The sequence below is a fragment of the Lactococcus sp. bn62 genome (assembly GCF_029492705.2).
Taxonomy (GTDB): Bacteria; Bacillota; Bacilli; order Lactobacillales; family Streptococcaceae; genus Lactococcus; species Lactococcus petauri.
In genome coordinates this window covers 578,912-601,158 of sequence record NZ_CP120417.1, presented here as the reverse complement: position 1 = coordinate 601,158, position 22,247 = coordinate 578,912, and the positions used below count along the sequence as shown (strand labels likewise).

Sequence of the window (22,247 nt, the reverse complement as noted above, 5' to 3'; positions counted from 1 at the left end):
CTATTTCCATTCACCTTTCAATTCTTCGAAAGCTTTAATAAACATATCCCCACGTTCTTCAAAGGTCTTGTACTGATCCCAGCTGGCACAAGCAGGACTAAGTAAAATAGTGTCCCCCTCTTCCGTCTTATTAAAGATTGCTTTAAGAGCTGTTGCGACATTTTCACTGTGGAGTGTTGGAATCTGCAAGCGATCTGCAAGCTCTTGCAGCTTTGGTGCAGTCTCCCCAAAAAGAACCATACCTTTAATCCCTGTTACAGAATCCGCGAGGTCTTCAAAACCATTGCCACGGTCTAGTCCGCCAGCTAAGAGCCATAAGCGACTGTTTTCAAAACCTGACAAAGCTTTTTCTGTTGCCAGTATATTTGTGGCTTTGCTATCATTGTAGACTTTACGTCCTGCAAGTTCACCAAGATACTGCAAGCGATGTTTCACACCTGAAAAGCTTGTCAGCACTTCAATAATTGCATGATTTTTAGCACCCGAAAGCTTGGCAACAGCTATTGCTGCCAGAGCATTCTCTAAATTATGTTCCCCAGGCAAAGCTAGGTCAGCTGCATCCATGATGAATTCATCTCGGAAATAAAGTTTACCTTCCAGCGCATAAGCGCCATCAACTTTATTTTCAGTTGCAAATGGCACAACTTGAGCTGCTGTGTGCTCTGCTAGAGCACGACATTTTTCCTGATTAAAGTTGAGAATGAGGTATTGCTCGGAAGTTAAGTTTTCTTGAATCCGCCATTTGGCAGCTTCATAAGCTTCTTGAGAGCCATGGTAATCTAAATGCGATGAAAAGATATTGGTAATGAGAGCGATTTGAGGCTTGAAGTCTACAATTCCCATCAGTTGAAAACTTGAGAGTTCCATTACCAAAGTATCTTGAGCACTCGCATGGGCAGCTACTTCAGAAGCGGGAAAACCAATATTTCCTGCTAATTTTGCAGACTGACCATCCGCATTTAAAATATCTGCTATCAGCGTTGTTGTTGTTGTCTTACCATTGGTTCCAGTAATCCCAATAATTGGAGCTTCCGAAACAAGATAAGCAAGTTCAACTTCCGTAACAACTGGAATCTTTTTCTCCAATGCTTTCTTTATCATTGGGTTATCATAACGAATACCTGGATTTTTTACCATAAAATCAAAATCTTCGTCTAAAAGTTCAAGGGGATGGCTACCACAGATAACTTCAATGCCTTCTTCCAAGAGGGCTTGCGCGGCAGGGTTTTCTTCAAAAGCCTTTCCGTCATTTACAGTTACGTGTGCACCTAGAGTATGAAGCAAGCGGGCTGCAGCTTCTCCTGATTTTGCTAATCCGAGGATGAGTACTTTTTTTTCTTCAAAAGTTTTGATTTTTTTCATTGTTCCTATTCTTTCTACTTCCCTCTATTTTACCGCTATTTACCTATTTTTTCAATATAGAGTTTGTATTTGAAAGTTTTACTGTGAAAATAAGAGGTCTTTTGCAAAGAAAAAAAGAGCATAAGCTTGCTCTTTTTATTTAAGCTTTCAAGAAGCGTGAAAGGAAAGCTCGCGTCCGCTCTTCTTTCGGAGCTCCGAAGATTTCCGCTGGTCGTCCTTCTTCAGCAATAACCCCTTTATCCATGAAAATTACACGATCACTTACATCACGCGCGAATTCCATTTCATGTGTAACGATAACCATTGTTAAGCCTGTTTCAGCCAGTCCTTTCATTGTCTGTAAGACTTCGCCTACCATTTCAGGATCAAGCGCTGAAGTCGGCTCGTCAAATAATATCACATCTGGATTCATAGAAATCGCACGAGCAATCGCCACACGTTGTTTTTGTCCGCCGGAGAGTTGTGCAGGTTTGGCATTAGCAAAGCTTGCCATGCCCACTTTTTCCAGATTCTCGAGCGCAATAGTCCGAGCTTCTTCTTGGCTTTTTTTCAATACTGTAACTTGCCCAGCCATAACATTTTCGATAACATTCATATTGTTAAACAAGTTGAAGCTTTGGAAAACCATGCCCAGATGCGTGCGATATTTAGGAATATCGAAGCCTTTTGCTAAAACATTTTCACCTTTATAAATTATTTCCCCACCAGATGGCTTCTCCAATAAATTGATTGAACGAAGTAATGTCGATTTACCACTTCCAGATGAACCAATAATCGAAATAACTTCGCCTTGATTTACCGTTAAGTGAATGTCTTTTAACACTTCATTACTGCCAAATGATTTTTTTAAATGATTGATTTCTAAGATTGCTGTCATTTAAGCGTCCCCCGGTTCTTGTACTTGCATTTGATTTTGGATTGGGACGTAAGCGTCTGGTCCATCCATTTTTCTTTCTACAAAGCGTAGAATACGTGTTACTGTAAATGTTAAGACAAAGTAAATTGCACAGATGACAGCAAAGGTTTGGAAATACATAAAGTTTTGTTGCGCCACTGTTGTCCCTTGGAAAAAGAGCTCAGTTACTGAAATTACAGATAAGACTGATGTATCTTTGATATTAATGACAAATTCATTTCCTGTTGCTGGAAGAATATTTCGCAAGACTTGTGGTAAAACAACCTTGCGCATAGTTTGCCCATGCGTCATTCCGATAGCTTGCGCGGCTTCAAATTGCCCTTGATCCACAGAGAAAATACCGCCACGTACAATCTCCGACATATAAGCACCTGTATTGATGGACACAATAATTAGCGCAGCTAAGGTCCGATCCAAACTCAAGCCAAAAGCTAGAGCTGTTCCATAGTAAAGCACCATTGCTTGAACAATCATTGGTGTACCACGGAAAATTTCAATATAAGCTGAAATAAGCCAGCCAAATACTTTATGTAAAAAGGCTAAAAATTTATTACTAATTTCTGGAATAGTACGATAAACGCCAATAAGAAGACCTAAAACCGTACCAATAATCGTACCAATCAAAGAGATGAATAAGGTCATCCCTGTACCATTAAGAAACTGTTTGCCGTTATCTCTTACAATACTGATAATTTGATCATACCAAGCGCCTTGTATTTTAGCTTCTGGTTGAGCAGCAATCATTTCATCCATCAGTTCTTTTTGGTCTTGAGGTGTAAAACCTGTCAAAAAGCTATTAATTACAGGTAAGTTGGGATCATTTTTACGTAAACCTACTGCGACTGTTGTATCATCAGAGTTTGTGACAAAACCTTTTCCTTCGCCAAATTCAATCATTTTGAAGTCTGGATTTGCTTTCTCTGCTGTCACTCCTTCGGGACGTTCAGCTACATAACCATCGATGGCTCCACTTTGTAAAGCCACACGCATGCTTGAAAAATCTTTCATTGCTGTTTGCTTGTTAACACTTTCAATCTGGTCAATCATGTTATAGTGAAAAGTTCCCAGCTGAGCAGTGATTTTTGCACCAGAGAAGTCTGCTAAACTCGATGCTTGAGCAAAGGGACCGCCACTTTTGACCATCATTACAAGGTTAGATGTGTAATACGGTTCTGAAAAGGCGATTTGTTCTCTACGTTCCGCAGTTGGCGACATTCCTGCAATAATGCCATCGATTTTTCCGGATTTTAGAGCTGGCAGCAAGCCATCCCAACTTGATTTGACGATTACTAATTCTTTATTTAACTTATCAGCAAGTTTTTTTGCAACTTGTACATCGTAACCATTAGCCCATTGACCATCTACACCATCAATAGGGACAGCACCGTTGCTATCATCATATTGTGTCCAGTTAAAAGGGGCATATGCAGCTTCCATTCCGACACGGAACTGTTCTGCACTCACTTTTGAACTACCGATAAATAATACCGTAAACAACGTCGCGACAAGTAAGAATAAGTTTTTTCTTCTCATAATACTCTCTCTTTCATTTTTCCAAATAAAAAGCAACCTTTACACAGAGAGGTTGCTAAACGTTGTACGTGATTCATATTATCAGTAAGTAACGAATAGCACTCCGCAAAACTGCGACAGTTCAGCAAGTATCCCTTGCTGCCCCAACAAACTCACTTGGACGAGTGAATTCGTTTCGGCAATGTCTCCTCCGTTTTACTTCAACGCTTGTCCAGCTCAGTAAAACATCCTATTCATTGCGACCTCTATCATTTTATTTGTATATTGTATTTTAAATCTTAACCTTTTTTTAAACGAATGTCAACAATTTTCTCGAATTATCAAAAAACTCAAGAAATAAGATTAAGATTAAAAGTCTAGCAAGTACTTTTAGATACTCAGTAGGCTTTTTATATTTATTTAATCTTAGGAATTTTTAAAGTAAATTTCGATCCTTCGCCTACAATGGAAGTCACACTGACATCCCCGTCATAGTTTTCCACTATGCGTTGGATAATAGACAGACCAAGACCTGTTCCACCTATATCTCGATTTCGTGCTTTATCGGCACGGAAAAAGCGCTCAAAGACATGTTTTAAATCTTCTTGACTAATGCCATAGCCACGATCCTCAACTGTCGTAATAATGTATTTGTCATCTTCTTCTAGATGGATTTTCACTTCTTGGCGATCTTTAGGCGAGTATTTTATCGCATTATCAATCAAAATTTTTAAGCCTTGTTCATAATGGTTGGGATAAATATGAGCCAAACTACCCGGCGTCAAGTAATTCTCAACAGTTAAATTTAAATCAGGATGAATAAGGAGAAAGTTTTTCTTAAGAAAATTAGAAACTTCTGTTGGATCACAGATCAGATCTTCATCTTGAAAATCAATGCTTTCAAGACGGGCCAATGCAAGCATCTCCTCTAACATCGTTCTCATCGTGCTAACTTCTTCTATACTGGCCTGTAAAGACTCCTCAAGCACTTCAGGATCATTTTTCCCCCATCGATTCAAGAGATTCAAATGACCATCTAAAACTGCAAGTGGCGTACGTAGCTCGTGACTGACATCAGAAACAAAACGTTTCTGCTGATCAACGTAATCGTTAAGCTTAATCATCATATCGTTATAAACAGTCGCCAGTTCTTCAATTTCATCGCCTGTTTGAATCACTACAGGTTTGAAATCCGCCTTCAAATTATTGGCACGTGTAGTAATCGCATCGTGCAAACGCTCTAGAGGCTTGATATAGCGACTTGCCATAAAATAACCGACAAACTGAGCAATAAAGAGAGCAATAATTTCTAAGATAATCAAGGCAATCAGCAGCTTTGTTCGCACGCTGTAATAATAACTCATATCATAGAAAGCCTGCACATAGCCAATCAGTTTCCCTGTTTTCTTAGAATGAACGGGTCGTTCAACCAAATAACCAGAATATTCACCAAATGTACGTACAGCATGAGTAGAATCCCCCACATCTTTCCTTAGCGGGAAACCATACGAATTGGTCGAATAAATCAAATTTTCACCGACATCAAAGACATAAAAAGACTTCCTAGAACCAATCATACTTCCAAGTGTTTCTAGCTCATTTTCTTTTCCCTGACTGGATGCTGTGTAGTCTTTGGCATAAGCCAAATAATTCGCAAGATTGTCCTCCGACAGTTTGCTTTCCGATTGGGACAAACTTTGCTCAACATTGTCCAGAGCTTTCATCATGTCCTCTTTTTCAGAATTGATGAAGGTTGTTATGGTCAGTTGATAAACTAATACTGTAAAAATAGTGAAGGTTATAAAACAAAAAATCGTATTTGCAAAGGCCCAACGTAGCATGATGCTTCGCTTACGCTCGGGCAGATTTTCTGCTTTTTTCTTCTTCGAATCAAAAAATTTTACCATGTCGCATTTTTCTATTTCTTTACATCGCCATAAAAGGAATAAATCTAGTGGCAAAACCACTAGAAATCTTCTTATATATTCCCTATATTATTTGCGGTCACGCATGACATATCCCATACCACGAACCGTTTGAATATAACTTTCGCGGCCTTCCACGTCAATTTTGTTACGCAAATAGCGGATATAAACGTCAACAACGTTTGTTTCTGTACCTTCTTCGTAACCCCATACTTCAGAAACCAAGTATTCGCGTGTTACGACATCACCCACATTTTGCATCAGGGTCAAAAGCAAATCGTATTCACGACGTGTAAGGTCAATAACTTTTTTTCCGCGATGTACAGTGCGGTTTGTTTTATCAATTACCAAATCACGGAATGAAGTATTGTCTGATTTTTCAATCGTGTGGATATGGTCTTCACGACGGAAGAGTGAACGGACACGCGCTAACAATTCTTCAATTGCGAATGGTTTTGTAATATAGTCATCCGCTCCAATATCAAGACCTGCTACACGGTCCATAGTTGAATCACGTGCAGTCATCATAATAATATGTGTATCTTTTTCACGGCGTAAGCGTCGTGCAACTTCAAAGCCATCCAGCTCTGGGAGCATTAAGTCGAGCAAAATCAAATCATAATCTTTTGACATTGCTTCTTCAAGACCTTTACGACCATTGTCTTGAACCGCAGTTTGATATCCTTCGTGTTCAAGCTCAAGTGAAACAAATCTCGCAATGTTTTTATCGTCTTCGATAATCAAAATACGTTTAGATGAATTCATAGTTTAGCCTCATTAATATCTTTTCTTTTTAATTTTATTTCCTCTATAATGAAATTATAATATAATTGTAATTTTGTTGCAAGTGTTTTATGAGATTTTTCTTAATTTTTTTCTTCGGAAAAGAAATCTGCCAATCCTGCAAAAGGTGATTTATTTTCTTTATCTGCTTCTTCTTCTTTTTGTTTCTGATAGTCTGCTTCAGACAAGACAGACCAGTTCTTGCCAGAAGGTAAACTTGTGGCTCCAGCTTTCTCATCTTCTGCTAAAATTTGCAAGGGAATTTCTAAAAGAATATTATCAGCTACCGATTCTGATAGACTAATCCAATCTGCTTCCAATGTAAATATTATGTCACTGTCCAGTAAATCTTCATTCTTTTTAAGAAACTCATCTGTGGTGAAGGCTTCATTCACAGCGATTGACATAAGATACTCTACTGGCTTCAAGCTCCGTGATGATGGTAAAGTCAAATCCACTTCAAGTGTATAATCCAAGTAATAGATGCCATCGTCATAGGCGATTTGTCCTTGAACATTTACAGGTTTTGCATCAAGGATTTCTTCTGAGCGTTGCTTAAGTTCTTGCGTTAAATCAAGCGCTTCTTCGAATTTAATTATTTTCTTTTTTGATACTTCTAAAATAGACCATTTCATATTTTATTTTTCCTTTATCTTTATAGTGAGTTTAAAAGAAGGCATATTCACGCATGCCTTTAATTTTATATGTGTATACTATCTGTTTCTATTATATGATATTTTTTTTAATTTTTATAGCCCAATGAACTAAAAGATGTTCAGAATTTGCTTACAGTTGGACTTGATTTACCATAGCAAATTAGAGCGATAATAAAAAAGCGCCGAAGCACTTTTTTATTTTCCATATTTCTTGTTGAAACGAGCGATACGTCCGTCCGCTGCTTGGAATTTTTGACGGCCAGTGTAGAATGGATGTGAGTCAGAAGAGATTTCCACACGAATCAATGGATAAGTGTTTCCGTCTTCCCATTCAACAGTTTCTTTCGAACCTTTAGTTGAACCGCTCAAGAATTTAAAACCAGTAGTTGTATCCAAGAACACAACAGGTTGGTAATTAGGATGGATGTCTTTTTTCATTTTGCAAAATTTCCTTTCTGCCTTGGACTGTTTGCCAGACCAAAGTTTGTTAGACCTTAATATTCTAACAGATTTGTTGCTGAAATTCAAGCTTTTTTGTTATTTAAAATACTATTTTTCTTTTTTCAAATAACCGAACATCAAACCAGAAACAAGAGCACCAATCAAAACAAAGAGAAGGTATAAAAGTGGGCCATTTGTTAGAGCTAAGACGAAGATACCCCCGTGTGGTGCCATCAATTTAAGACCTGCCGCACCAACGAGTCCACCTGCTAAGGCTGAACCAACAACAAATGAAGGAATAGCACGTGCTGGGTCAGCAGCACCAAATGGGATGGAACCTTCTGTAATAAATGAAAGTCCCATAACAATATTTGTTAAACCTGATTGACGTTCTTCTTTTGTAAATTTATTTTTGAAGAAGAGGACGGCAACTGTAGTTGCAAGAGGTGGAACCATACCACCAGCCATAACTGCTGCCATAACGACTGAGCCACCAGTAGCAACACTTGCGGCCAATGTTCCTGTACCGAAGATATAAGCAGCTTTGTTAATTGGTCCACCAAGGTCAACTGCCATCATACCACCAACGATAATACCAAGAACTAAAGCTGATGCTCCATTAAGGCTGTTCAAGAAGTTTGAAAGGCCTGTATTGATTGCTGCCATCGGAATATTGATGAAAAGCATGAGCAATCCTGTGATGAATGTCCCTAAAAGTGGGAAAATCAAGATTGCTTTAATCCCATCTAACGATTTAGGCAAGACAGTCAAGAGCTTACGCAAGAGGATAATGACACCACCAGCAATGAAACCACCAACTAAAGCGCCAAGGAAACCTGATGGAATCATTGTAGCCGGATCAAGTTTGCCAAAGGCAAGACCAGAGGCAGCCATTGAACCCGCAACGAAACCTGCAACTAAACCAGGTTTATCTGCAATTGAGTTGGCGATAAAACCAGCTAGGACTGGAAGCATGAAAGCAAAGGCTGCGCCCCCGATATTTTTAAAGTAAGCCGCAATCGGATGATAAGAACCAAGGTTGGCCAATTGATCTTTAGGAACACCCATTGATTGGTCTATCAAGAAGGCAAGAGCAATCAAGATACCACCACCAACAACGAATGGTAACATTGCAGATACACCACCCATAAGGTGTTTGTAGAAGGCTTTACCAATACCGCCAGAGCTTTCTTCTTTTGCCTCATCAGCGGCATCAGCTTCAAATTTTGGTGCATTACCAGAAACTGCCTTATTAATGAGTTCTTCGGGTTGACGAATAGCGGCAGCGACAGGAACTTGCACCATCGGTTTCCCTGCAAAACGGTTCATTTCCACTTTCTTATCCGCTGCAACGATGATACCGTCAGCTTTTTGAATATCTTCAGCAGTCAGCTTGTGGTCAATCCCACGCGCCCCATTTGTTTCAACTTTAATAGCGATGCCCATTTCAGCAGCTTGTTTTTTAAGTGCTTCTTCAGCCATATAAGTATGTGCAATACCTGTCGTACATGCTGTTACGGCTAAAACATAATGCTCGCTATCAGTGACTTGCTCAATTTCTTCTGTATCTTCAGAGAAAAGCTCTAAGACTTGACGCGGATATTTTGCTTCTTTTACTTTGTCTGTAAATCCAGCTTGCAAGAGGAACTTAGAAAGTTGTGCTAAAGCTTCCAAGTGTGTGTCATTTGCGCCTTCTGGTGCTGCAATCATGAAGAAAAGATTGACAGGTTGTCCGTCTAGGGCTGCATAATCCACACCTGCATTTGATTTTGCAAATAGGACAACAGCTTCATTGACAGCTTTATTCTTGCTGTGTGGCATGGCAATACCATCGCCCAAACCAGTTGAAGTTTGCGCTTCACGAGCCATAATTCCAGCTTTAAATGTATCAAAATCACTGACGTAACCTTCTGCGACTAACTTGTTTACCATTTCATCCACAGCAGCTTCTTTAGTCGTTGCTTGAAGGTCCAAAATCATGACTTCTGTTTTGAGTAAATCTTTGATTTCCATAATCATCCTCTTTTCTAATCTTCGTTTATTTTTTCGATTGTTACTTTTTCAAAGCATTCTTTTAAGAAGCTTTCACTCGGCATATCTTCTGAGAAGACCTTAGCTGTACCACAGGCAACACCTTGTTTAAAGGCAGCTAAAGTATCCTGACTGCGGCTCCACTCGGCCAGGAAACCTGCAACTGTTGAATCTCCTGCACCGATAGAGTTTTTCAACTCTCCTTTGATTGGAGCGGCAAAATAAGTTTCCTTACCTGTGAAGAGTAAAGCACCATCACCTGCCATAGAAATCATGACATTTTGTGCTCCTTCTGCCAAAAGTTTTTGACCATAAGGGATAATATCTTCTTTGGATTTAAACTTAACAGAATAGATTTCTTCCAATTCTTCACGATTAGGTTTGATGACGAGTGGCTCATATTTCAATGTTTTCAGCAACTTTTGTCCGTCAACATCAATAGCAAACTGTGCGCCTCTGGCTTTTACTTTCTCAATCAAAACTTCATAGAAGTCTTCCCCTAAAGCTTTAGGGATAGTACCAGCAAAAACGACAATGTCATCACTTTGTAGATCGTCAAATTTACTTAGGAAGGCCTGAATTTCAGCATCTGATAAGTCTGGTCCAGCAGCATCAAAGGAGGTTTCCTCTTGCGCATTGACTTTGATTTTTGTATTAATGCGTGTTGTTCCTGCAATTGGAGTAAAATCGGACTGACTTCCGATATTTTCAAGATAATCTTGAATGAATTTCCCAGGGAAACCACCAAGAAAACCAAGAGCCGTATTTTCTACCTTTAAAAGGGACATCATGCGACTTTCAACAATTCCTTTACCACCAGGAAGCATACGCGTTTCTGTCGCTCGGTTGACTTGTCCAAGTTTAGCCTGATCAAAATCCATGAAATAATCTAATGCTGGATTTAGTGTTACTGTGTATATCATAATTTCTCCGTTATAAGTTTTATTTGGTCACTTTCTGCAAACTTAACAAAGCTTGTTTGACCGATTTTACTACTGTCCAGGAGGAGATAGCTTGTCCGGCTTTGACGAATGGCCTGTGACTTAATCGCTGCTTCTTCACTGTCCGGTGTCATAGCCCCCAGCTCTTCATCAAAAGCATTAGCTCCGATAAATGCAAGATTAAAACGGTAAGTACTAAGTTGAGCGATGGCCGAACTGCCAATGATGGCATCAGTTTGACGTTTCACTCGACCACCAAGCAAATAAACGATGAGGTTTTCACTGGTTAATTTTGGTAAATGGCTAATCGAATTAGTCACGATAGTGACACGCTTGCCCGACTGATTAAGCAAATGGCAAAGTGGCGCAACTGTAGTTCCAGCATCCAAGTAAATAATGTCGCCTTCTTTTATCTTTTCAAAAGCTATAGTTGCGATTTTTTCTTTTTCTTGAACGTTTTTGGAAGATTTCTCAAAGATAGATAACTCTTCTGAAAGATCTTGTTGGAGTTCTGCGCCTCCATGAACACGACGTAAGGCATTTTCTTCTTCAAGCTCATTGAGATCTCTCCTTAAAGTCGAGACAGAAGCTTGAGTTATTGTTGAAAGTTCTTCTAAAGTCGCTGTTCTTTGCTCTTTGAGCAAGCTCATTATTTTTTCCTTGCGTTCCGTCGCGAGCATATGACCCTCCTCCTGAATTCGTTTACATTTATATTATACACCATTTTCTTTCAAAGTCAATCAAAAACTTCCAAAAACTACAAAAAAAGAAAAAAATTTATATAGATTTCCTTCATGTACTATCCTTATTTATATAGATTTCCTTCATGTACTATCCTTAAATAAAAAAAGAGCCAGGAATTACGCTTCCTTTGCTCTTTAGAGAACCTAGCCTGTTTGCATTTTTTGCTGTTCTATGTCAGTAACTTTTTTACTTGGCTTTTCTAAAAACCTTTGCATCTTATCTTCATCAAAACCGATTTGAAGTTGTTTTTCATCCAACATAAGTGGAACTTTCAATAGAGTAGCATTTTCTTCTAACAGCTCCATAAAATCTTCTAACTTCAAGTCATTGAAATTAAGGTTCAAACGTGTGTAAGCCCGTGTTTCTGTTGCGATAATCTCTTCAACTCCATGTTCAGTTAAAGAAACAATTCGGAGAATTTCCTCAGTCGAAACCAGTTCTTTGAGAAGATCAACTTCGACAAACTTGACTTTATGGGCATAGAGCCAGCTCTCTACTGCTTTCGTCTCCTGATTAGAGGAGATGGTATAAATCTTAAGCATGCCGACCTCCTTTCTATCACGTCCAGGTTCTCTTTCTTATTTTTATTATCTTATTTTATGAGATTGAAAACAAATGAAACGGTTTTCAGAAAAAATAAAAAAGCCGAGCATCAATATCTCGAACTTTTTTATTTTATGAACTACGGTTTTATTTAACTTCTTCAAAGTCACCATCAACAGTATTGTCATCTTTAGGACCTTCTTCTGATCCAGCTTCTTGTCCTTCTGCTGCTGCTTGTTCAGCGCTGGCTTGTTCGTAAAGTTTTACTGCGAGATTTTGCGCAATTTCGCTAAGTGCTTCTGATTTAGCTTTGATATCGGCAATATCTTCACCTTCAAGAGCTTTCTTCAACTCTTCTTTAGCATCTTCTGCTTTTTTAACTTCTGCTTCGTCAACTTTACCTTCAAGTTCTTTGATTGTTTTTTCAGTTTGGAAAACAAGAGCATCCGCTTCGTTACGTGTGTCTACTTCTTCTTTACGTTTTGCGTCAGCATCAGCATTTGCTTCAGCATCTTTCATCATTTTATCGATTTCTTCGTCAGAAAGACCTGAGTTAGATTTGATAACGATTGTTTGTTCTTTTTGCGTACCCAAATCTTTTGCTTTAACAGATACGATACCGTTTTTGTCGATGTCGAATGTGACTTCGATTTGTGGCACACCACGTGGTGCGGCAGGGATATCTGTCAATTGGAAGCGACCCAATGATTTGTTATCTGCTGCCATTGGACGTTCACCTTGAAGGACGTGGATATCTACTGCTGGTTGGTTATCTGCTGCAGTTGAGAAGACTTGTGATTTAGATGTTGGAATTGTTGTATTACGTTCGATAAGTTTTGTAAATACAGAACCCATTGTTTCAATACCAAGTGAAAGTGGAGTTACGTCAAGAAGGACAACGTCTTTAACGTCACCAGTGATGACACCACCTTGGATTGCTGCACCCATAGCAACAACTTCGTCTGGGTTAACAGATTTGTTTGGTGTTTTACCTGTTTCTTTTTGAACAAGATCAACAACTGCTGGGATACGAGTTGAACCACCAACAAGAAGAACTTCATCGATATCAGAAGTTGAAAGACCAGCATCAGAAAGGGCTTGACGTACAGGTTCGCGTGTTGCTTCAACCAATGAAGCAGTCAATTCGTCAAATTTAGCACGTGTAAGTGTCATTTCCAAGTGAAGTGGGCCAGCAGCGCCAGCTGTGATGAACGGCAATGAAATTTGAGTAGAAGTTACACCTGAAAGGTCTTTTTTCGCTTTTTCAGCTGCATCTTTCAAACGTTGAAGGGCCATTTTATCTTGTGAAAGGTCAATGCCGTTTTCTTTCTTGAATTCTGCGACCATGTAATCAATGATAGCTTGGTCAAAGTCATCACCACCAAGTTTGTTGTTACCTGCTGTTGACAATACATCGAAGACACCATCACCTAGTTCAAGGATTGAAACGTCAAATGTACCACCACCAAGGTCAAAGACAAGAATTTTTTCATCTTTGTCTTGTTTGTCCATACCGTAAGCAAGAGCTGCTGCTGTTGGTTCGTTAACGATACGTTCTACTTCAAGACCAGCGATTTTACCAGCATCTTTTGTTGCTTGACGTTGTGCATCGTTGAAGTATGCTGGGACTGTAATAACTGCTTTTTCAACTTTTTCGCCCAAGTATGCTTCAGCTGTTGCTTTCAAGTTTTGAAGAATCATTGCTGAAATTTCTTGAGGTGTGTACTCTTTACCACCGGCAGAAACTTTTTCACTTGTACCCATTTTAGATTTGATTGAGATGATTGTATCTGGGTTTGTTACGGCTTGGCGTTTTGCAGCATCACCAACTTGAATTTCACCATTTTTAAAAGCGACAACAGATGGTGTTGTACGATTTCCTTCTGGATTTGGAATAATTTTTGCTTCAGTTCCTTCGAGAACTGCTACTGCTGAGTTTGTTGTACCAAGGTCAATACCAATAATTTTAGACATATGCTTTACCTCTTTTTTTATTTTATTGTTTTTATCTATTCTTATAGTTTAAGGACATTTCGGTCACTTCTTGTTTCTTATTGTGCAACAACGACCATTGCTGGACGAAGGATACGATCATGGATTTGGTAGCCTTTTTGGAAGACTTGAACGACATGATCTGCAGGATGCTCATCATCAGCTGGGACAGTTTGCACAGCCATATGGAAGTTTGGATCAAAGGCTCCGTCTGCTTTGACTTCTGTAACGCCTTCTTCTTTAAGTGCGTTGATCAAGCTTTCTCGCGTCATTTCTAAACCTTTTTTGACATCTTCTGTTAATCCTTCAACAGCAAGTGCACGCTCCAAGTTATCTAAGCTTGGCAAAATCTTTTTCGCCAAATCTTGTGAGCGATATTTCAAGATACTAGAACGTTCTTCGTTGGCACGGCGTTGAATATTTTGGATTTCTGCGCTAATACGGAGAAATTTATTTTCCCATTCTTCAGCCTTTGCTACAGCTGCATCAAGCTCAGAAACTTCTTCTTCGACGATATCTTCAAGTGCTTCTTCAGTAAGCTCTTCGACAACTTCTTCTTCCTGATCTTTTTTCTTTAATTCTTCTTTATTTTCTTCAGCCATATTGTTTCCTTTTCTTTTAAATAATTTCATATATTAACTTATCTCATAATGGTTACCATCAAGGTAACGATAATAGTCCATGAGTTTCATACTTAAGACTTTCGCAAGTAAGTCCAGTGTACTCAAGGTTTTCTGATAATCTTGTTCTACAGGACCAATGACTGTCAGCGTTCCTAAACCACGATATGGAATAACAAACTTTTGACTGATCAACGTTAGGTTAGCAAAATAAGACATATTGTCAATGACAACCGAACGCATCTCATCTGTACTTGTTAATTCTCGTATTTCTTGAGCCATACGTGTATCATCGCTTAAAATTTTATAAAGCTCAGAAAGATTGTCTGTGGCAAAATCAAAGACATATTCACGTCCGCTACTTGTCAAATGTTCTGTGAACAAATCTGCAAAGACGGATTCAAAGAGCTCCAAGACATCACCAGTTGTTTTAAAGTAACGCTGTACTATCTGTGGGATATCCGTCCTCAACGCATAATGCACATCAAGAACTTTCTTACCCACTAAACGTTCTTTAATCAACCGTGTAAAGACTTGCAAGTCATGTTCACTCATACTTTTGGGGAGTACAAACTGATTTGTCCGAAGTTCGCCTGTCGCTAAGGTCATCACTGTCAACATCGAGTGATTATCTAAAGTGACAAGTTCAAAGGACTGTAAGACTTGCTCTTTCTGAGGAACATTAAGTACGAAAGAAGTTAAGCCGGTCAATCTTGAGAGAACTTCACTTGCTCTTTCAAATAAATCCGATAAGCGATAAAACTCACCATCAAAGGATTTCATAATTTGAAAAAGATCATTTTGTGTAAATTCTTCCAAGCGCAATACATTTTCTACAAAGTATTTGTAACCTGAAATACTAGGAACACGCCCACTTGATGTATGTTCTTTTTGAATGAGTCCAAGATTTTCCAAGGCTTTCATATCATTTCTGATTGTCGCACTTGATGCTTTAATCTGTTCCAATAAAGCTTTAGAACCAACGGGCGTGTGCTCTTTAGCGTAAAGTGAGACAATCAAATCCAAAATCTGTTGTTGCCGTTCTGTAATCATCTTTGTCTCCTTTCTTCGCTTTTAGCACTTACCACCCTCAAGTGCTAACAATATTATTATAACCCTTATCTCCTATCTTGTCAAGCAAAAAAACCAAAAATTAGCACTCTTTTTTATAGAGTGCTAATTTTTGTTTTTTTAAATAAATCCTACTTCTTTAGCAATGAAACGGATGCTAAAGAGACTAACAAGCATGACAGCTAGTGGAAATAATAGCGCTAGATTTTGCTGATGCATGAGATATTGATAGCCCCAATCAACAATTACCAGCACAGCCGCTATCTCTAAAATCCATAATCCCACATTGAAAAAGCGGAGTATGAGTAAGATGAGAAGGAAAACCAAGAGTATTTCTATTATATTTTGCCATTGGGCTACTGGAGCCAGAGTTTTATTGATAAATCCCGTTATTGTGCGGCTTGTATTTTGAAAAACCGTCGTAAAGGTATTGGGTGATGCTAAAAGCCGTTGTGCAATAATCATTAAAGTATAGAGAAATAAGGCAATATTAGCATATAAAATCAAGTAGGCTTTATTCAACATTGTTGTGTGACTCCTTTTAACGCCCTTTATTTTACTGGGGCAATAACTTCAAATATTCTTCAAGTGTAAGGTTGTGTTTTGTCATATATTTGGCATTATCCACACCTACATAACGAAAATGCCAATCCTCATAATCCACACCAGTGGATGCTTTTCCGCCTTCCGGGAAACGTAGTACAAAACCGTACTCAGGTGCAATTTTCTTCACTTGTGCGACTACATCTTCAGGGCTTTGGTTCAAAGCATCTACTGTCGACATATCAACAGCTAAGCCTGTTTGGTGCTCTGAGCTACCTGCAGGCTGTGAATAAGTCTTAACATTAGTTTCAGCTTGCTCACGAGATATAGGTTGCCCTGTGTTATTGACTGATCCTGCAGCACCAACCATTTCATTTTCCACATAAGTATTGAAGAGTTGTTCTTGATAAGCCACTGAGCGATATGCCGAAATCAAGTGTTCTGAGGGATCAATAGCTTGCGCTGCTGCTAAAAATTTTACAAGAGCATCTGCGATACGTTGATCAACCTGCACAGTGCCAACAGTTGTAAGCTCTGGGGAGAGTTCCTCTTTTGGATTTTCCCTGTTTACCAGAACAAGATTCCAGTCAGAACGATGAGCTTCCGGTAAATCAGTTGCCTTACTTTCAGCTGGCGAACTTGAAGGTGAAGTTTGTCTTGGCTCAGCCGTTTTTTTCGTGACTTGTGTCTTGAGTTTACTTACAGCAAATACACATAGTCCAATGAAGACCAAGAGAATAATGAAACTTCCAATTACTCTACTTTTTTTGAGTTTTCTTTTTTTAGTTCTTCTTTGCATTTTTTATGATTTCTGCTCCAAGTTTGCGATACTCCATTGATCCGATATCTCCTACTTCAAATTTTCCATTTTCAAAAGTCAGATGTGTCACGGAACCATTATCCAAATTATGCGGACGTTCTTTATCTGGACGAAGCATTTTGATATAGCTTGCAATCGTCATCCCATGACTAACTATGACGATATTTTTCGCTCCCGCTGCTTCTGCTTCAGTTGCCATATCAGAAAAGCCATTCATAATACGTCCAGAGAGTTCTTCCCAAGTTTCCGCCCATCCTGCAGTATCGACTTCATAAATAGCACGCGCTAGTTCTTCATCTGAAGGGAACTTCCCTGTCTCTTGCATACCTTTTTCAGCAAAGATAATAGGAAGAACCCCATCAAAGAGTTCGCCATCATATCCCCCATCAAAAGAACCAAAACACCATTCACGAATACGCTTGTCCATCTTATAAGGAATATCTTTATTCTCGGAGTATTCCAAGATAAAGCCCATCGTTTGTATTGTTCTGCCAGAGTCAGAAGAATAAGCTCGATCAAACTTCAACCCTTTAGCTTTGAAGCCTAGCCCTAGTTCCATAGCACCACGTTCACCTTCAGCAGTGAGCGGTGTGTCCGACCAACCTTGGGCTCTGCCGATTGTATTAAACATTGTTTTTCCGTGTCTTACTAAATAAACCTCAACCATGAACTCACCTTATCTTCTATTATATATCTTTAATTATACTTTATTTCAAAGCAATTGAACAGAGAAAAAAACCTCTTCTTATATAAGAGATTTTCTATCTATAGGCTATTTTTAGCTAAATTTTTTGATTTTTTCTTGAATCTCACGTGCTGAGTCTTTCAATTTATCCGCTTCTTCTTTGCTGATGCTTTCGATAAATCCAGGATAAGCTTGTGCACCATCGCGTCCAACAAGTGCTGGCGTTGACAAATACGCATCAAGTTCAGCATCGTAATGCGAGCAGACCACAACTGCTTTGGCATCAGATAAAATGAGATTCATTAGACTCACTGAAGCTGCAGCAATAGCAAAGTTCGTATAGCCCTTTCCTTCATATACGACAAAACCGCCATGGCGTGCTGAATCTTCGATTTTTTCAAGGTCAAAATTGTTTGTCACTGCTGTTTTTTTAAATGGTACGCCACCAATATTTACTGTTGACCACGCTGCAAATTGTGAATCACCATGTTCACCAAGCATATAGCCGCTCACACTTCTCGCATCTACACCTGCTTCTTCAGCAATATAACGGTGCAAACGAGCCGAATCTAAATATGTTCCTGTTCCAAAAACTTGGTTTTTGGGAAGGTTAAGAGCTTGTGAATAAAGCTGTGCAATCACGTCATTAGGGTTGGTTACGATTAAGAAAACACCATTAAAGCCTGAAGCATTAATTTCATCTGCCACTGCTTTGACCATGGGTGTATTAATTTTCAACTCTTGGAAACGATCTTGGGCATCAAGAGCTTTGATATGGCCCAAAGCAGAAATAACGACTTCTGCATCAGAAAGGTCTGGATAATCGCCTACAGTAATCTTTGTATGACTATTGAGTAGGCTAGCTGCATCAAGCATGTCAAAAGCTTCCGCTTTAGATTTTGCAGTATTTTTATCAATAAGGACTAATTCATCAACATAGCCTGCTTGAACAATCATTTGAGCAATCATTGCTCCGACATTCCCTAACCCAATTATACCTACTTTACGCATCTGAATCTCCTTTAAATTTTAGAGGATTTCTCCTCATTGTTTGTTTCATTGTATCAAAAAAAATCCCTTTTTTCAGAGATTTTTTCTTTTATTTACCAAAGATTTGTTTTAGCCAACTGGCTTTCTTGAGGATTCCGAGAAGGAGTACAGAGGTCCCTATTCCTGTAACTACTCCTCCTGTCCCAGCTGCATGCACAGCTATGGCATGTTTACGCGTTACAGCATCCTTATCCGCATCATCAAGTGAATTGATAGAGGTATGTTGTGACATCAGTGGGATATTTGCTTCCCCCCAGGTATAAAGAAGTTCTCCTTTGGTAGAAACTTGAGTAGTTGTATTCTTATTTTCTATTTCTTGTGGCTTTATAGTTTCTGCTGGGGTAACTTCTGTTGTATCCTTTTTATCTTGATTATGTGCTTCCAGATTTTTAAGAGGTTGATCTCTTTCTGTATCCGACTCCGGGTTCTGTACCTCTACTTTTTCTGGTGTTGTGAGTGAAATTGAAGGTAAACTATTATCCGGCTGCTCTGGTACAATTGGAGGTGCTGTAGGTGTAATCGGCACAGGTTCGCCTACAGGTACCAAAGGAAGAGTATTATCCGGAATTATGGGGACTGTTGGTGTGATAGGAACAGGTTCACCTATGGTTACTGGCGGAAGTGTAATATCTGGTGTTTCTGGAACGATCGGAGGCATTGTCGGCGTAATAGGCTGAGGGTTTTCAGGTGTTGTCGATCCACCGCCTGTATTTGCTTCCTCGGTTAACGAATTATTGGCACTTTTGTCCTGCAGTTCTTCGGCTTGGACACGTGAAACTGATGCAGAATAAGCTTGGCTCGGGTTCAGAATGATTGTTTGCCCTAATACTATGGTGGTTGCTAAAATTATACAATATCTTTTCTTTCTCATTCGCTTTTTGCCTCCTTTCTCATTATTTCTACTATACACCTTGTTTGAACGTATGCTGGGTTGCTATCGCTTCTTGCGCTCGACGGATACTTGGCTCAGCCATTAAACTTTGCTCAACACGAGAATTTTTTATTTCTAGCTCTAATAGTTCAACTGCTTCATGCAAAGTTTGAACATCTTCTACACTTAAGACCTCAATAATATAGTTCAAGCTCTTGACATTCAGATACTTTTCAGGGAGTTCAGTACTTATTAATGTCTCAGATCCCAACAATTCCTCTAGACTATCAATCAGACATTGACTTTTTTGATTGTATTTAGGAAAAAGTTGCTTAACAAGAGCTTTTCGCCCAATGGGAAGTGTATTACTTCCAAATATCTTTTTGAAAATATCATTTAGAAAAATTCCCAGAGCCCATAAGGCAAAGCTCAACATAAACGTGATTAAGAAGGTTTCTAAAGCGGAACGATCCAGTTGCCCATGACCATGTATAAAAGAAAAATCGTTTATAATATAAAAAGCTAAGATAAGGACAGGAAAGCTGAACGCAAGTAAAGCCGAGCGGTAATTAATTTTGTACTGAATTTCTTGACGAAATTCGATCTTTATAACTTCAAGTTGATGGAGTTTGTCTTCTATTGTTTCGACTATTTCCATCAGTTCTTGGCAATGATCCAATGCCACACTTTCCTCCTTTCCCATAATTCCCTCTCTCTTCTCAATACTACATTTCTAAATTGTTCCAAAAATCCATCATCCGTAACTATTTATTCATCAAACAGTAAAAAAGACTTATTATTTACATTTTAACATTTTAATTTGCTGTTTTTTGTTACATTTATATTAAATAACAAAAAAACATCCTAAGGATGTTTTTTATTCTTTTATTAATTGTGTTTCGATACATTCAATCGGTTAATCGCGCGATGAAGTGCAACTTCGGCACGTTTAGCTTCATCAGTCTTATGTGCCGCTTTAGCTTCTTCAAGCTCTTTTTCAGCACGAAGTTTTGCACGTTCGGCACGTGGAACATCGATATCACGATTACGCTCAGCAGAGTCTGCGATCACTGTAATCATACTATCCTTCACTTCAATAATACCGCCATTAACAGCAATATAATCAACGTGCTTCACATCATCAGGACGGCGCACCTTAAGTTCACTGATTTGTAAACCAGCGATTGTGGAAATCATGTTGGGTAAAATCCCCATATCTCCACCAATCGTATGCGCAAGAATGTAGGTTGCATGGTGATCATAAACGACACCCGCAGGAGTGATGACTTGAATAGCCATGACATTTTCACTCATTTCAGCAACCTCCTATCTTAATAACCCATTTTTTTAGCTTTTTCAAGAACGTCTTCGATTGGACCTACACCACGGAAAGCATCTTCTGGGATTGAATCGTATTTACCGTCAAGAATCGCTTTGAAATCTTCAACAGTTTTTTCAATTGGTACATATGATCCTGGTACACCAGTAAATGTTTCGGCAACGTTAAAGTTTTGTGAGAGGAAGAATTGGATACGACGTGCACGGTTAACCAATACTTTTTCATCATCAGACAATTCATCCATACCAAGAATAGCAATGATATCTTGTAATTCTTTATAACGTTGGAGCACACGTTGTACTTCCATAGCTACTGCATAGTGTTCTTCACCAACAATTTCAGGTGTAAGCGCACGTGATGAAGAAGCCAATGGATCAACGGCTGGGTAGATACCCATTTGTGTCAAACGACGTTCCAAGTTTGTTGTTGCATCCAAGTGAGCGAAGGCTGTTGCTGGCGCAGGGTCAGTATAGTCATCGGCTGGGACATAAATCGCTTGGATAGAAGTTACAGAACCTTGTTTTGTTGAAGTGATACGTTCTTGAAGTTGACCCATTTCGGTTGCAAGCGTAGGTTGGTAACCAACGGCTGATGGCATACGTCCTAAGAGGGCAGATACTTCTGAACCGGCTTGGGTGAAACGGAAGATATTATCAATGAAAAGTAAAACGTCTTGTTTTTCTACATCACGGAAATATTCAGCAATTGTCAAACCAGTAAGAGCAACACGCATACGTGCTCCAGGTGGCTCATTCATTTGACCGAAGACCATGGCTGTTTTTTCAATAACGCCTGATTCTTTCATTTCCCAGTAAAGGTCATTTCCTTCACGAGTACGTTCCCCAACACCAGTAAATACGGAAATACCACCGTGTTCTTGGGCAATGTTGTGAATCAATTCTTGGATAAGAACGGTTTTACCAACTCCGGCACCCCCGAACAAGCCAATCTTACCACCTTTAAGGTATGGGGCAAGTAAGTCAATAACTTTAATCCCTGTAACAAGAATTTCATTTGCTGTTGAAAGTTCATCAAAAGATGGCGCTTTTTTATGGATAGGACTGCGTTCTGCATTTTCAGCAAACGCTTCGCCACCATCGATAGCATCTCCAAGTACATTGAAGACACGTCCAAGTGTTTCTTGACCGACAGGTACGCTGATTGCTTTACCTGTATCGAGAACTTCAAGTCCACGTGTTAAGCCATCAGTTGATTCCATAGCGATGGTACGTACGGCACCATCACCAAGTTCCAACGCCACTTCAAGGACGATTTTAGTTTTAACGCCGTCTACATCTTTATAAACGATGAGTGCGTTATTAATCTCAGGAAGAGTCGCGCCTGACGCAAATTCAACGTCGACAACGGGACCAATGACCTGAGTAATTTTACCAGAACTCAA

Annotated in this window: 22 protein-coding genes and 1 riboswitch; all 22 genes read right to left on the bottom strand. The window is 39.2% G+C overall.

The features are described from left to right. The gene (gene murD, locus P3G65_RS03325) at window positions 1-1,362 is read right to left on the bottom strand and encodes a UDP-N-acetylmuramoyl-L-alanine--D-glutamate ligase (protein WP_019292073.1); all 1,362 of its coding nucleotides are present in this window, start codon (window positions 1,360-1,362) and stop codon (window positions 1-3) included. Window positions 1,363-1,501: 139 nt separating this feature from the next. After that, the gene (locus P3G65_RS03320; RefSeq protein WP_019292074.1) at window positions 1,502-2,239 is read right to left on the bottom strand and encodes an amino acid ABC transporter ATP-binding protein; all 738 of its coding nucleotides are present in this window, start codon (window positions 2,237-2,239) and stop codon (window positions 1,502-1,504) included. Then, window positions 2,240-3,811, bottom strand: a complete 1,572-nt coding sequence (locus P3G65_RS03315; RefSeq protein WP_019292075.1) for an ABC transporter permease subunit — start codon at window positions 3,809-3,811, stop codon at window positions 2,240-2,242. A gap of 88 nt (window positions 3,812-3,899) precedes the next feature. After that, a riboswitch (Lysine riboswitch) is annotated at window positions 3,900-4,067 on the bottom strand. A 139-nt stretch (window positions 4,068-4,206) separates the two neighbouring features. After that, window positions 4,207-5,697: a HAMP domain-containing histidine kinase gene (locus P3G65_RS03310; protein ID WP_019293246.1), complete on the bottom strand. Its 1,491-nt coding sequence runs from the start codon at window positions 5,695-5,697 to the stop codon at window positions 4,207-4,209. Window positions 5,698-5,784: 87 nt separating this feature from the next. Beyond that, on the bottom strand, window positions 5,785-6,480 hold the full coding sequence (locus P3G65_RS03305; RefSeq protein WP_019292077.1) for a response regulator transcription factor: 696 nt from the start codon (window positions 6,478-6,480) through the stop codon (window positions 5,785-5,787). Window positions 6,481-6,581: 101 nt separating this feature from the next. Continuing rightward, window positions 6,582-7,133, bottom strand: a complete 552-nt coding sequence (locus tag P3G65_RS03300) for a DUF177 domain-containing protein (protein ID WP_019292078.1) — start codon at window positions 7,131-7,133, stop codon at window positions 6,582-6,584. A gap of 216 nt (window positions 7,134-7,349) precedes the next feature. Next, window positions 7,350-7,592, bottom strand: a complete 243-nt coding sequence (locus P3G65_RS03295) for a type B 50S ribosomal protein L31 (RefSeq protein ID WP_003135050.1) — start codon at window positions 7,590-7,592, stop codon at window positions 7,350-7,352. Window positions 7,593-7,703: 111 nt separating this feature from the next. Beyond that, entirely contained in the window at window positions 7,704-9,608 is a 1,905-nt protein-coding gene (locus P3G65_RS03290; protein ID WP_019292079.1) for a fructose-specific PTS transporter subunit EIIC, read from the bottom strand. A 14-nt stretch (window positions 9,609-9,622) separates the two neighbouring features. After that, entirely contained in the window at window positions 9,623-10,549 is a 927-nt protein-coding gene (gene pfkB, locus P3G65_RS03285; protein WP_019292080.1) for a 1-phosphofructokinase, read from the bottom strand. Further along, window positions 10,546-11,247 carry a DeoR/GlpR family DNA-binding transcription regulator gene (locus P3G65_RS03280; RefSeq protein WP_019292081.1) on the bottom strand — a complete coding sequence of 234 codons (702 nt, stop codon included), beginning with the start codon at window positions 11,245-11,247 and terminating at the stop codon, window positions 10,546-10,548. Before P3G65_RS03280 ends, pfkB begins: the two co-directional genes overlap by 4 nt. Window positions 11,248-11,454: 207 nt before the next feature. Further along, on the bottom strand, window positions 11,455-11,853 hold the full coding sequence (locus P3G65_RS03275) for a Spx/MgsR family RNA polymerase-binding regulatory protein (RefSeq protein WP_019292082.1): 399 nt from the start codon (window positions 11,851-11,853) through the stop codon (window positions 11,455-11,457). Window positions 11,854-12,001: 148 nt separating this feature from the next. Further along, window positions 12,002-13,828 (bottom strand): molecular chaperone DnaK, encoded by a 1,827-nt coding sequence (gene dnaK, locus P3G65_RS03270; protein ID WP_004259123.1) that lies wholly within the window; start codon window positions 13,826-13,828, stop codon window positions 12,002-12,004. Between the two features lie 77 nt (window positions 13,829-13,905). Then, entirely contained in the window at window positions 13,906-14,478 is a 573-nt protein-coding gene (gene grpE, locus P3G65_RS03265) for a nucleotide exchange factor GrpE (protein WP_255357173.1), read from the bottom strand. A gap of 3 nt (window positions 14,479-14,481) precedes the next feature. Then, window positions 14,482-15,519 carry a heat-inducible transcriptional repressor HrcA gene (gene hrcA / locus P3G65_RS03260; RefSeq protein ID WP_017368864.1) on the bottom strand — a complete coding sequence of 346 codons (1,038 nt, stop codon included), beginning with the start codon at window positions 15,517-15,519 and terminating at the stop codon, window positions 14,482-14,484. Between the two features lie 138 nt (window positions 15,520-15,657). Beyond that, entirely contained in the window at window positions 15,658-16,062 is a 405-nt protein-coding gene (locus tag P3G65_RS03255; protein ID WP_019293617.1) for a hypothetical protein, read from the bottom strand. Window positions 16,063-16,093: 31 nt separating this feature from the next. Further along, window positions 16,094-16,879 carry a M15 family metallopeptidase gene (locus P3G65_RS03250; RefSeq protein WP_019292086.1) on the bottom strand — a complete coding sequence of 262 codons (786 nt, stop codon included), beginning with the start codon at window positions 16,877-16,879 and terminating at the stop codon, window positions 16,094-16,096. Next, window positions 16,863-17,567, bottom strand: coding sequence for a histidine phosphatase family protein (locus tag P3G65_RS03245; RefSeq protein ID WP_019292087.1), 705 nt, complete (start codon window positions 17,565-17,567; stop codon window positions 16,863-16,865). The genes P3G65_RS03250 and P3G65_RS03245 overlap by 17 nt, the downstream gene beginning before the upstream one ends. Before the next feature lie 111 nt (window positions 17,568-17,678). Then, window positions 17,679-18,596: a saccharopine dehydrogenase NADP-binding domain-containing protein gene (locus P3G65_RS03240; RefSeq protein WP_019292088.1), complete on the bottom strand. Its 918-nt coding sequence runs from the start codon at window positions 18,594-18,596 to the stop codon at window positions 17,679-17,681. An 88-nt stretch (window positions 18,597-18,684) separates the two neighbouring features. Next, complete coding sequence (locus P3G65_RS03235; RefSeq protein WP_019292089.1) at window positions 18,685-19,506, bottom strand: hypothetical protein; 822 nt, start codon at window positions 19,504-19,506, stop codon at window positions 18,685-18,687. A 31-nt stretch (window positions 19,507-19,537) separates the two neighbouring features. After that, window positions 19,538-20,209 carry a hypothetical protein gene (locus P3G65_RS03230; protein ID WP_019292090.1) on the bottom strand — a complete coding sequence of 224 codons (672 nt, stop codon included), beginning with the start codon at window positions 20,207-20,209 and terminating at the stop codon, window positions 19,538-19,540. Window positions 20,210-20,394: 185 nt separating this feature from the next. Continuing rightward, complete coding sequence (locus P3G65_RS03225) at window positions 20,395-20,820, bottom strand: F0F1 ATP synthase subunit epsilon (RefSeq protein ID WP_019292091.1); 426 nt, start codon at window positions 20,818-20,820, stop codon at window positions 20,395-20,397. 17 nt (window positions 20,821-20,837) lie between these two features. Further along, window positions 20,838-22,247 carry a F0F1 ATP synthase subunit beta gene (gene atpD, locus P3G65_RS03220; protein ID WP_004259151.1) on the bottom strand — a complete coding sequence of 470 codons (1,410 nt, stop codon included), beginning with the start codon at window positions 22,245-22,247 and terminating at the stop codon, window positions 20,838-20,840.